The sequence below is a fragment of the Tsukamurella sputi genome (assembly GCF_007858445.1).
In the GTDB taxonomy this organism is placed as follows: Bacteria; Actinomycetota; Actinomycetes; order Mycobacteriales; family Mycobacteriaceae; genus Tsukamurella; species Tsukamurella sputi.
Map to the genome: position 1 here is coordinate 1 of NZ_VIGV01000013.1, position 12552 is coordinate 12552.

Consider the following 12552-nt stretch of genomic DNA (forward strand, 5'->3'; position numbering starts at 1 on the left):
TCGGCGCAACCACACTGCGCACCCGCGGCCGCCCATCCACACCCCGGACTCTAGCGGCTCAGGGCCCCACTCAGGTGGGGCCGAATGAAACCGCCCTACCGGGGCCAGATCAACTTGACATAGCCACCAGGGCGAGGTCGCCGCGTTCGAGGCCAGCACCGTCATCACCCGCCAGGACTTCGGCATCACCATCGACATGCCGCTCGAGACCGGCGGCAAGGTGATCGGCGACAAGATCACCCTCACGCTCGACATCGAGGCCCTGCGCCAGGCCTGATCCCAGCGCGACGAAGCCCCCTACCGCCCAGGAGCGCGGTAGGGGGCTTCGTCGTCGGGTCAGTAGTGGAAGGTGTCCGACGGTGCCGGAGCGTGCTCGCCCTCCAGCCCGTCGGCCACGACGATGCCGTAGGCGCGCGCCAGGTCGAGGATCTTCGTGGCGCGTGCGATGCGCGGCAGATCGGAGCCGTTGCGGATCTCGCCGCCGTCGCGATCGAAGTCCGCGAAGAACTCGCGCGACCAGCGGATGTCCTCCGGCGACGGGCTCAGCCCCTCGTTGACCGGGTGGCACTGGTCGGGAGTGAGGCAGATCTTGCCGGTCATGCCGAACTCGGCGGAGACCGCGGTCGCCTCCGTCAGCAACAGGCCCTTGGAGCCGACGGTCGGCCCGTCGATCGCGCCGGGCAGATGCGCGGCCTTGGCGGCGATGGTGAACCGCGAGCGGGCGTAGGCCAGCGTCGTCGGGTCACCGCCGAAGCCGGTGTCGCGGCGGAAGTCGCCGATGCCGAAGGCGAGGCGGAAGGTCCCCTTGGCGGACGCGATCTCGCTGATCCGCTCCAGCCCGCGCGCGGTCTCGACCAGCGCCACGATGAGCGTGTCCGGCAGCCGCTTGGCGGTCTCGGTCACGTGGTCCATCGACTCGACCATCGCGAGCATCACGCCGCCGAGGTGCTTCGCCCCGCGCAGCGCCTCGAGGTCGTCGGCCCACCACTGGGTGCCGAAGCCGTTGACGCGGACCCAGCCGTCGTTCGGCTTCCCGTCGACCTCGCGGTTCAGCCAGTCCACGACGTTGTCGCGCGCGGCCGTCTTGTCCTTGGGCGCGACGGCGTCCTCGATGTCCAGCACCACGATGTCCGCGCGCGAGCGGGCCGCCGCATCGAAACGCTCGGGCTGCGCGGCGTTGACGAGCAGCCAGCTGCGCGCGAGCACGGGGTCGATGCGGAAGCCGACGGGTTCGTCGGCGTCGGCGGAGGGGGTGAGCGGGGCCGGCGGGGTCATGAGGGCTGCAACCTCGACTCTCTCGTGTGGGTTCGGTGAAAGGGTACCGATACGCCGGAAGGCCCCGGGCATGTGCCCGGGGCCTTCCTTGCGATCACGAAGCGCGTATCAGCTGTTGAACCAGCCGGTGCGCTGCATCTGCCACACCTGATCGCTCCAGTAGCCCCAGGTGTGCGTGCCCACCGACGAGAAGTCGTAGTGAGCGCTCACGCCGGCCTTGTCGGCGGCGGCCTTGAAGGCCTCCGACTGCGACTTGGCCAGGATCTCCAGCGGCACGCCCTGAACGATGTCGGCGGGCGACGGGTTCGGGGTGTACTTGCCGGGCTCACCGGTCGACGCGGTGATCCACAGCTTCAGGCCCTTCATGCGGCCGGCCTGCACGGTCGGGTCGTTCTTCGCCCAGTTGGCGTCGAACGGGCCGCCCCACATGTCGAGGACGTTGTAGCCGCCCGCGTCCAGCATCGCGACACCCACGGCGACCGGCATGCCGGGGGCCGAGGTGTTCAGGAAGCCCGACAGCGCAGCGGCGCGCTTGTACACGCCCGGGTTGTTCGCGGCGTTGATGAGGGCGGCGCCGCCACCCATCGAGATGCCGACGAGCGACAGGTTGCTCGAGAAGCCGCGCGACTTGATGTAGTTCGGCAGGCTGGTCGCGAGGAAGTTGCCCCAGGTGGGCTTGTAGGTGCCGTTGCCCTGCTTGGAGGAGTTGGCCCAGTTCGTGTAGAAGCTGGCCGTACCGCCGACGGGCATGACGACGTTGACGCCCTTCTCGGACAGGAAGGCGACGTTCGAGTCGCGCTCCCAGCCGGAGACGTCCTGCGTGGCGCGCAGACCGTCGAGAAGCACGACGGTCGGGGCCTTCGCCGGATCGGTCGTGGTCGAGGCCCACGAACGGACCGTGACGGCCGGCATGCCGGCTCCGTCGACCTTCTCGGACTTGAAGCCCTTGGGCGGGTTCTTCGCCGACCCCGGACCCCAGGCACCGGCGACACCGGCACCCATACCGGCGAGGGCGGGCACCATGGCCGCGGTGAGAACCGCCGCTCCCGCTCGCTTACCCCAGGCTGCTCGCATTGCTGACCTCTCCTTATTCACGCGGAGTCTCCGCGCAGTAGCTGGTGGACCGGACGGGTGGTCGATCTCGACCAGCCTTGTCACAGCCGTCACTCTAACATCGTTCGTCACACATGTCACATGATTCACATCAATCACATGAGTGACGCTCTCCCTGGATCTCATCGAAATCACAGGGTAAGGCGTTACAGACGCTCCCGGTTTCCTCAGGAAAGTCATCCACCTCACAATACGACAAGCGGCCCCGTCCGTCCGAACGAGGCCGCCTGTCATGTGATCTGTTCGTGATGCCCCGAAGGATTACTTCGAGAACCAACCGGTGCGCTGCATCTGCCACACCTGGTCCTGCCAGTAGCCCCAGGTGTGGGTGCCGGCCGGCGGGAAGTCGTAGTGCACGTTGGTCAGGCCGGCACGCTGCGCCGCACCCTGGAACGAGCGCGACTGCGACAGCGCGAGCCACTCGAGCGGCACGCCCTGGATGACGTCGGCCGGGCCCGGGTTCGGGGTGTACTTGCCGAAGACGCCGTTACCGGCCGAGATCCACAGCGGGATGTTCTTCAGGCGGTTCACCTGCACGGTGGGGTCGTTCTTGGCCCACCGCGAGTCGAACGGGCCGCCCCACATGTCGAGACCGGCGTTGTAGCCGCTGGAGTCCAGCGACGCGATGCCGACGGCGATCGGGATGCCGGGGGCCGAGATGTTGTTGAGGCCGGAGAGCGACGCGGCGCGCTTGTAGTAGCCGTTCGACTCGACGGTGTTGATGATCGCGGCGCTACCGGACATCGACAGGCCGACCAGCGAGACGTTGTCGCTGAAGCCGAGGCTGCGGATGTACTGCGGCAGGCTGTTCTTGAGGAACGAGGCCCAGGTGTAGCGGTAGGGCTGGCGGTTCGTCGACGACGGCGCCTGCCAGTCGGTGTACCAGCTCGAGGTGCCGCCGACGGGCGTCACGACGTTGATGCCCTTCTGCGACAGGAAGGCCACGTTGGAGTCGCGCTCCCAGCCCGAGACGTCCCAGGTGGCGCGCAGACCGTCGAGCAGGACGACGGTGGGGGCCTTCTTGGGGTCGGTGGTGGTGGACGCCCAGCTGCGGACCTTCACGTTCGGCATACCGGCGCCGTTGACGAAGGCCTGCTTGAAGCCCTTCGGCGGGTTCTTGGCGCTACCGGGACCCCACGCATTCGCGGCGCCCGTGCCGGCGATCGTCAGTGCCGGAATGGCAGCCACGGTGACCGCGGCGGCGGTGGCCTTCTTGGCCCAGCCGTTGCGCATACGCATTCGAGACTCTCTTCCTCGTAAACTTTCGCCCGGTGGGCGCGTGCACCGCTTGCGCGGGTCCGGCGTACCGGCCCCGTCGGTACCACAGGAAGACCCCGTGGCAGAGCAACGCGAGCGGATCAGTGCTCGCCAGGCACTGTATGCGAGATCTCAGTTCCTGACAAACTCTTAGTCGGAGTGGCGCGCGGGGGCGTTACACCGCCGAGTGAAGCCTGTTCGATCCTCCAGCTCAGCGCTGTACACGAGCTGTTTTTCGGTCCGGATCATGCCGATTCCGACGTGGTCACGGCTCTCAGCCTACGCCCAGAATCAGGCCTCCCCGGAGGGTGTCGGCGCACCGTCGAAGCCCGGTACCGTCGGGGCGTGTCGTTCTCGCTCCCCGAACTCTCCGACGTCCCCGCCGAGCGCTACGCCGAGCTCGCCGCCTACGCCCGGGCCCTCGTCGACGGTGAAACCGATCGCGTCGCCAACGCCGCGAACCTCTCGGCCCTCGTGAAGGCGACGGTGCCGGACCTCAACTGGGTGGGCTTCTACTTCTTCGACGGTGCCGAACTCGTCGTCGGCCCGTTCCAGGGCCTGCCGGCGTGCATCCGCATCCCCCTGGACCGGGGCGTCTGCGGCGCGGCGGCGCGTACGCGCGCGACGCAGCGGGTGGACGACGCGCACGCCGTGGCCGATCACATCGCCTGCGACGGCGCCACCAACTCCGAGCTCGTCGTACCCCTCGTGCGCGACGGCGAGCTGATCGGCGTCTTCGACCTCGACAGCGAGCGCCTCGCGCGGTTCACCGACGACGACCAGCGCGGCCTCGAGGCCGTCGCCGCCGTCTTCGTCGAGTCGCTGGGTCCCGGCGTCCGCTAGAAGCCGCGGCCGGGGTTGAGGAGGTTCTTCGGGTCCCAGACGGCCTTGATGCCGCGGTGCAGCTCGAGGACGTCGTCGGAGAGCTCCTCGCCCACCCAGCGCGCCTTGAGGACGCCGACGCCGTGCTCGCCCGTGAGGGTGCCGCCCAGCTCGAGGGCGGCCTGGAAGACCTCGTCGGCGGCGTCCCAGATGGCCTGGGGCACCTCGCGCTCGCCGCGCGGGTAGATCAGCGTGGGGTGCAGGTTGCCGTCGCCGGCGTGCGCGCAGGTGGGGATGTCGACGTCGTACTTCGCGGAGATCGCCTCGATCCGGGCGAACATCTCCGGCAGCTGCGAGCGGGGAACGCCCACGTCCTCCGAGAAGATGTTGCCCGCATGCTCGTAGGCGTGGAAGGCCGCGCGACGAACGGCCAGCAGCTCCGCGGCCTCGACCGGATCGTCGGAGACCACCGTGTAGTGCGCGCCGGCGGCCTCGAACTCGCGGGCCAGCACGGCGGCGTCCTCGGGCGTGCTCCCCTGCCCGATGAGCATGGCGCGGGTCTCGTCCTCGAGACCGAAGGGCCGCAGGTCCTCGACACACTCCAGCGTGCGGCGGTCCATGAGCTCCATCAGCGCGGGCACGACACCGGTCCCCACGACCGCGGCGACGGCGGCCGCCGCGCTCACCACGTCCGGGAACGACGCCGCGACCGTGGTCGGTGGGATCACCGGCGCGGGACGGAGTTTGACGGTGACCTCGGTGACGATGCCCAGGGTGCCCTCGCTGCCGCACAGCAGCTGGGTCAGGTCGTAACCGGTGACGCCCTTGACGGTGCGACGGCCGGTCGTGATGATCCGCCCGTCGGGCAGTACGACGGTGAGCCCGAGGACGTACTCGCGGGTGACGCCGTACATGACGCAGCGCAGGCCGCCGGCGTTGGTCGCGACATTGCCGCCGATGGAGCAGATCTCGAAGGACGACGGATCCGGCGGGTACATGAGCCCGTGCTCGCGGACCGCGCGATCGAGGTCGGCGTTGATCACGCCCGCCTCGGCGATCGCGTACTGGTCCGCGACGTTGATCTCCTTGACCGCGTTCATCTTCGCGAGCGAGATGATCACGCAGCCCTCAATGGCGCTGGCGCCGCCCGCCAGGCCGCTGCCCGCGCCGCGCGGCACGATCACCACGTCGTTGGCGTAGCACCAGCCCGCAGCGGCGGCCACGTCCTCGGTGGTCTCCGCGAGCACCACCGCGAGCGGGACCGCGCCGTGCACCGGGGAGCAGTGGTCGACGGCGTACGCCGCCATCACGTCCGGATCGGTCAGCACCGAGCCGGTGATCTCCGGAAAGCTCTGCAGCGACACCATTTACATGGGCATGAGGTAGGTGCGGCGCGGCACGCGCTGCAGTTCCTTGTCACGCAACTGCGCGATCGACTTGCGGATCAGCAGGCGCGTCTCCTTGGGCTCGATCACGCCGTCGATGTAGCCGCGCTCCGCCGCCAGCCACGGCGTCGCCATGAACTGGTTGTAGAAGTCGATGAAGGCCTGCCGGATCGCGGGGCCGTTCTCGCCGGCCTCCTCGATCTCGCGCCGCTTGATGATCGCGGCGGCGCCCTCGGCACCCATCACGGCCAGGCGCGCCGTCGGCCAGGCGAAGACGAAGTCGGCACCCAGCTGCTTGGAGCCCATCACCGCCCACGCGCCGCCGTAGGACTTGCGCAGGATGATGGTGACCTTCGGAACGGCCGCCTCGACGTAGCTGAAGATGAACTTGCCCGACCGGCGGATGGTGCCGATCTTCTCCTCCTCCACACCGGGGAGGATGCCGGGCACGTCGACGAGGAAGACGAGCGGGATGTTGAAGGAGTTGCACAGGCGCACGAACCGCGCGGCCTTCTCCGAGGCCTGCGTGTCGAGCGTGCCGGCCATGTGCATCGGCTGGTTGGCGACGACGCCCACGGGCTGGCCGTCGACGCGGGCGAAGCCGGTCACGATGTTCGGCGCCCACAGCTCCGCGTACTCGAGGAAGTCACCGTCGTCGAAGACGCGCAGGATCACGTCGTGGATGTCGTACCCGGCGGTGTCGGAGTCCGGGATGATCGACTCGAGCGAGAGGTCCGACTCGGTGATCTCGGGCTCCAGGCCCGGGTTGATCAGCGGCGGACGCTGGTGCACCGAGTCCGGCATGAAGGACAGGTAGCGCTTGACCCAGTCGAAGGCTGCCTGCTCGTCGACCGCGATGTGGTGCAGGTTGCCCCACTGGGCCTGCTTGATCGCGCCGCCGAGATCCTCCGCGGAGGTGGTCTCGCCCGTGGTCGGACGGATCACCTCGGGGCCGGTGACGAACATGTAGGTGTTGTCCTGCACGCCGACGAGCACGTCGGTGTTGGCCGGCGCGTAGACGGCGCCACCGACACAGGTGCCGAGGATCATCGAGATCTGCGGGACCTGGCCGCACAGGCCGTCCTGGTGCCGGCCGAGCTCGGCGTACCAGGCGATCGACGTGGCGGCGTCCTGGATCCGGGCGCCGCCCGAGTCGTTGATGCCGACCACGGGCAGGCCGGCGGCGGCCGCGAAGTCGTAGAGCTTGACCATCTTGCGGCCGAACATCTCGCCGACGGTGCCCGCACCCACCGTCTGGTCGTGGCTGAAGGCCGCGACCTTCCGGCCGTTGACGAGGCCGTAGCCGATGACCACGCCGTCCTTGATCTTGTCGTCGCCCGGCGACTTAGCGAGCTGATCGAGCTCCACGAAGGTGCCCTCGTCGAACAGCATGCGCATGCGGGCACGCGCACTGGGCAGGCCCTTCGCGTCGCGGCGGGCCTTGGCCCGCTCGCTGCCGGGGTCCTTCGCCGCCTCGAGGCGGCGGTACAGGTCGTCGAGCTTGCCGGCGGTGGTGCTGAGATCCACCTGGTCCGATACGTCCGTCACGTCTGCCACCCTATCCCCTGCCCGGAGCTCACCGACCGCCGTCGGCCCGGTTGAGCTCGTCCGTCATGTGCACCGCGATCCTGCCGATGTACGGCTCGTCGATGAGCTGCAGGTGATCGCCGCCGATCTTGACGATCCGCAGGTCCTCGACCACCGGCGCCCACCCGCCGTCCGGCGCGATGTCGGCGAAGTTCGGCTCCAGCTCGATCGCCCCGTCGTGCATGCGGTCCGCGCGGTAGAGCGTGACCGTGCCCCCGAACCGGCCGTAGTCGGCGGGGTTGACCTTGATCAGCATGCGGTTGTCCACGAAGGACGTGCGCTGGTGCTCGATCATCGACGTCGGGATCTTCTTGTCGGAGAGCTGCACCAGCTCCATGATGATCCTGAACTGGCCGTCGTCGTCCGCCGCCGCGAGCCGGTCCATCGGCAGCTCGATCTCGTCGCCGATGTCGTAGTTCTTGCGGGCGAACTTCTCCCAGCGCTCCAGGCGGGCCCGCTTCTCGGCGGGCTCGTCGGTGAGCGGCACCGTCGGCGCCACCACGTCGAGCAGGCCGATGTACTCGACCTCCTGCCCCTCGTCCTCGAGCGCGCGCGCCAGGCCGTACGCGAAGGCGCCGCCGAGGCTCCAGCCCGCGAGCCGGTACGGCCCCTCCGGCTGGATCTCCTTGAGCTTGGGCAGGTACGCGGCCACCCGCTCCTCGATCTCGCCCTCGATGCGCTCGAAACCGTAGATCGGCAAATCCTCCGGGAGCTTGCGCAGCAGCGCCTCGTAGGCGGTGGTGTTGCCGCCCGCGGGGTGGAACAGGAACAGCGGCTTGCGATCCGTGTTCTCCGGCTTGCGCAGCGTACGGACGAAGCCGTCCACCGGCGTGGCCTCATTCATGACGGCGCCCACGTAGGTGGCCATCTCCTCGATGTTCTTCGAGTCGATGACGTCCTCGATGTCGATCTCACCGCCGGCCCGCTCGGACAGGCGCGCCGTCAGCTTCTCTGCCACGTCCTCGGGCAGCACGTCGAGCTCGTTGAAGACGCCGCCCGGCGACTTCCCGACGACGATCGCGTAGGTCGCGAAGGTCAGGCGCTCCGCGGCGTCGCGCGGGGGCACGCCGTCGCCCACGGCCTCGGCGATGGCCGCGCCGTCGAGCAGGTCCGGGGTGTCGACCTTCTCCTCCGACGGTGCCTCGGCGGGCGCGGCAGCCGGCTCGGCCGGGCTCTCCGCGGGCGGGGTGGCGGCCTCGGCCTTCGCCGCTGCCTCCGCCTTGGCGGCCTTCATCATCTCGGCCAGCTGGCCGGCGTCGGCGAGTTCGCCGGTGCCGGACTGGTGCTCGGCCAGCGCGTCCACCTGGTCACGGTGCTCGACCGCGTACTCCACGAACTGCACCACGTCGTTGAAGGACGCGTCGCGCACCGCCTGGATCTGGATCGGCGGGATGTCGAACTCGTACTCGGCCCGGTTCTTGATGCGCATGGCGAGCAGCGAGTCCATGCCGAGGTCGATCAGCGGGATCTCCTTGGGCAGGTCCTCGATCTCGAAGCCCATGGTCTCCGCGATGATCAGGCCCAGACGGTGCTCCACCGTCTCACCCGATTCGGGCGACCAGCGCTCGACGCTGCCCTCGGGGGCCGGTGCCTCGGTCTCCTCGGAGACGGTGATTTCCGGCTCCGATTCGTCCAGCTCGTCCATCTCCTCCACCGCAGGAGCGGCCTTGGTGATGAGCGGCGCGGCTGCGGTGCCGGAGGCCTCGCCGCCGACCACGACCGCGTCCAGCAGCAGCCGGAAGCCCTTACCGGTGTTCTCGTGCACCTGGATCGACGCACCACCGGGATGCGGGGTCAGCGTCGTGGTGAGCGTGAGCCCGTCCTTCGGCTCGCCGTGCTCGACGGCGGCGGTGACCGCGGCACCGTCGAGGACCTGGACCGCTGCGTGCTTGGCGAGATCGACCAGCGAGACCGTGGTCTGATCGCCCAGAGTCAGCGCGGCGGCGTCCAGCTGCCAGACGTGCCGGCCGTCGGGCAGCGCGACGTGGCTGCCGGGCACGACGCCCGAACCACCGTCGGGCAGCTTGGTCTGGATCCAGATGTGCTTGCGCTGGAACCTCGTCCGCGGCACCGGCGCGTACCGGCCGGGGCCGAAGAGCGCCGCGACGTCCACGTGGTGACCGCGCGCGAAGACGGTGGCGAGCGCGGTCATGATCGTGCCGGGCTCGTCCTCCTTGCGCTTGAGCGTCTGCACCAGCGCGGCGTCCTGGATGCCCGAGCCGAAGGTGACGGCGGCGACGGAGATCAGCGTGATGGGGTTCGGGGAGAACTCGATGAAGGTGCGGTAACCGGCCTCGACGGCCTTCTCCACGGCCTGGGTGAACCAGACGCTGTGGCGCAGGCCCTTGATCCAGTAGTCCACGTCGTGCACCGGCGCGTGGCCGGCCTTGTAGAACTCGTCCTTGTTCACGGTGGAGTACATCGGGTACTGCAGCGCGTGCGGCTCGATGCCCATGAGCTCGGCCTGCAGCTCGCCGAGCAGCGGATCCATCTGCGAGGTGTGGGAAGCGCCGCGGGTCACCAGCTTCCGCGCCATGAGCCCCTTGGCCTCGGTCTCGGCGACGATCTTGTCGATGACCTTGCCGGGGCCGCCGAGCACGGTGTGCGCGGGAGCCGCGTAGACGCAGATCTCCAGGCCCTCGTAGTCGCCGAGCACGGTCTCGATGTCCTCGGCGCTGTACTCGACGAGCGCCATGAAGCGCTCCATCTCCTCGGGCAGCATCTCCTCGCCCTCGCCCATGAGGCGCGAACGCTGACAGATGACGCGCACCGCATCCTCGAGCGAGAGACCGCCGGTGACCCAGGCCGAGGTGGCCTCGCCCATCGAATGCGGCAGCACCACACCGGGTTCGATGCCGTAATGGCGGAACAGGCCGACGAGCGCGACCTGGATGGCGAAGATGCCCACCTGGCCGGTCTCGATGTGGAAGGTCTGCTCGTCATCGGTGATCATGTCGGCGTAGTCGTTGCCCGACTCGTCGATGATGAGCTCGTTGACCTCGTCGAAGTAGTGCTTGAAGACGGGGTTCTCGGTGTAGAGCTGCTTGGCCATCTTGCGGTGATGGCTGCCGAAGCCCGAGAAGATGAACGCCGGGCCCGCCGCGTCGGGCTGGTTGGCGGAGATGACGTTCGGGGCGTTCTTGCCGTCGGCGATGGCGCGGAAGCCCTTGATCGCCTCGTCGAGATCCTTGGCCAGGACCACCGACCGGACGCGGCCGTGATTGCGGCTGGCGAGCGTGCGGCCGATCTCGGCGATCGTGTACTGCTTCGCCTCGTCGGACTCGAGCCACTCGACCAGCTCGGCGGCGGCGGCCCGCCGGCGCGACGGGACGTAGGCGGTGAGCACGAGCGGGACCGCGGCACCGTCGACGGTGGCGGGGTAGAACGCGGGCGCCGCGTTCCCCTGGGAGGAATCGGCCTCGCCCGCAGCGCCTTCCACGATCTCGGGAGCGATGTACTCCTTGATCACCACGTGGGCGTTGGTGCCGCCGAAGCCGTTGCCCGTGACGCCGGCGAGCTTCGCGCCGGAGTACTTGGGCCACTCGGTGTTCCGCGCCGCCATGAGCAGGCGGTTCGCCTCGAACTGGATGTACGGGTTGGGGCCCGCGAAGTTCAGGGAGGCGGGGATCTGGCCGTTGCGCATGCCCAGCAACACCTTCGCGACACCGGCGATGCCCGCGGCGGCCTCGAGGTGCCCGAAGTTGGTCTTGGCCGAGCCCAGCAGCAGCGGCTTCTCGGCGTCGCGGCCGCGCCCGAGGACGCGCCCGATGGCGTCGGCCTCGAGCGGATCGCCCAGGATCGTGCCGGTGCCGTGCGCCTCGAGGTAGTCGACGGTGCGCGGGTCGATGCCGGCGTCGATGTAGGCGTCGCGCAGGTTCATCACCTGCGCCTCCGGGTTCGGCGCGAAGATGCCGTTGGACTTGCCGTCGGAGGTGATCGCGGAACCCGCGATCACGCCGAGGATCTCGTCGCCGTCGCGCTCGGCGTCGGCGAGGCGCTTGAGCAGCACGACGCCGCCGCCCTCGGCGCGGATCATGCCGTTCGCGTCGGAGCTGAAGGCCTTGATCTTGCCGTCGGGCGCCTGCGCGCCGATGCTGTCGAAGCCGAGCGTCGCCGCGGGGACGATGAGCATGTTGACGCCGCCGGCCACGGCCATGTCGGTCTCGCCGTCCCGCAGGCTGCGGATGGCCTGGTGGATCGCGACGAGCGACGACGAGCACGCGGTGTCCACGGTGACCGACGGGCCGTGGAAGTCGTAGAAGTAGGAGACCCGGTTCGCGACGATCGACGTCGAGGTGCCGGTGAGCGCGTACGGATTCGCCTTCGTCGGGTCGGCGACGGCCAGCATCTGGTAGTCGTTGGCGGAGCTGCCCATCCACACGCCCGTGCGAGTGCCCTTCACCGAGCTGGCGGGGATGTTGGCCTGCTCCAGCGCCTCCCAGGTGAGCTCGAGCGCGAGCCGCTGCTGCGGGTCGACCATCTCGACCTCGCGCGGGGTCATCTGGAAGAACTCGGCGTCGAAGGAGGCCACGTCGTCGAGGTAGCCGCCGAAGGTGTTGGCCTCGTCGAGGACGGCCTTCAGGCGCGGGTCCTGCTTGAACTCGAGCCAGCGGTCCTCGGGGAGATCCGTGGTGGCGTCGCCGTTCCCGATGAGGAACTCCCACGTCGACTCGGGGGTCTCGCCGGCCTTGGGGAAGCGGGTCGCGAGACCGACAACGGCCACGTCGTGCGTGCCGCGGTTCGCCTCGAACTCCTCGCCGCGGTCGTACTGGGCCGCCTCGGCCGCGAGGTCGTCGTCGGAGACCACCGGGTCACCGTCGATGATGCGCTGGCTGAGCAGGGCGATCGTCGGGTGCTGGAAGGCGACGGTGGCCGTCAGCTGAACACCGGTGAAGTCCTCGATATCGCTGGCCATCGAGACCGCGTCGCGCGAGCCCAGGCCGAACTCGTCGAGCGACTTGTCGTCGGTGATGTTCTCCAGCGGCTGCTTGGTGGCGTCGGCGATCCACTGCCGCATCCAGGCGCGCAGCTCCTCGAGGCTCAGATCCTCGCGGGCCTTGCCGGTCGGGCCTTCATGGGGGGTGTACTCGTTCTCAGCCATGGTGTTTCTACC

At 69.1% G+C, this 12552-nt stretch carries 7 protein-coding genes and 1 pseudogene; 2 read left to right on the forward strand and 6 right to left on the reverse strand.

The window, feature by feature from the left end; all coding sequences use genetic code 11:
- Window positions 1–130: 130 nt before the first annotated feature.
- Window positions 131–277, forward strand: a pseudogene (locus FK268_RS21615) (YceI family protein); the annotation flags it as partial.
- Between the two features lie 59 nt (window positions 278–336).
- Here the strand turns inward: FK268_RS21615 and FK268_RS21620 are convergent.
- The 3 genes from FK268_RS21620 to FK268_RS21630 form a co-directional block, all read right to left on the reverse strand.
- A complete protein-coding gene (locus tag FK268_RS21620; protein ID WP_146437527.1) occupies window positions 337–1275 on the reverse strand; it encodes an HpcH/HpaI aldolase/citrate lyase family protein in 939 nt (312 codons plus the stop codon).
- Window positions 1276–1383: 108 nt separating this feature from the next.
- A complete protein-coding gene (locus FK268_RS21625; protein WP_146437528.1) occupies window positions 1384–2349 on the reverse strand; it encodes an alpha/beta hydrolase in 966 nt (321 codons plus the stop codon).
- A gap of 300 nt (window positions 2350–2649) precedes the next feature.
- Window positions 2650–3627, reverse strand: coding sequence for an alpha/beta hydrolase (locus FK268_RS21630; RefSeq protein WP_146437529.1), 978 nt, complete (start codon window positions 3625–3627; stop codon window positions 2650–2652).
- 363 nt (window positions 3628–3990) lie between these two features.
- Between FK268_RS21630 and FK268_RS21635 the strand changes: the two genes are divergently transcribed.
- The gene (locus FK268_RS21635) at window positions 3991–4488 is read left to right on the forward strand and encodes a GAF domain-containing protein (RefSeq protein ID WP_146437530.1); all 498 of its coding nucleotides are present in this window, start codon (window positions 3991–3993) and stop codon (window positions 4486–4488) included.
- Here FK268_RS21635 and FK268_RS21640 read toward each other — a convergent pair.
- Genes FK268_RS21640 through pks13 form a run of 3 tightly spaced genes read right to left on the reverse strand, consistent with a single transcriptional unit; the run spans window position 4485 to window position 12540 of the window.
- A complete protein-coding gene (locus FK268_RS21640) occupies window positions 4485–5834 on the reverse strand; it encodes an FAD-binding oxidoreductase (protein ID WP_146437531.1) in 1350 nt (449 codons plus the stop codon). The two genes, FK268_RS21635 and FK268_RS21640, sit on opposite strands and share 4 nt — an antisense overlap.
- Entirely contained in the window at window positions 5835–7409 is a 1575-nt protein-coding gene (locus FK268_RS21645) for an acyl-CoA carboxylase subunit beta (RefSeq protein ID WP_193560316.1), read from the reverse strand.
- 19 nt (window positions 7410–7428) lie between these two features.
- On the reverse strand, window positions 7429–12540 hold the full coding sequence (gene pks13, locus FK268_RS21650; RefSeq protein WP_146437532.1) for a polyketide synthase Pks13: 5112 nt from the start codon (window positions 12538–12540) through the stop codon (window positions 7429–7431).
- Window positions 12541–12552 lie beyond the last annotated feature (12 nt).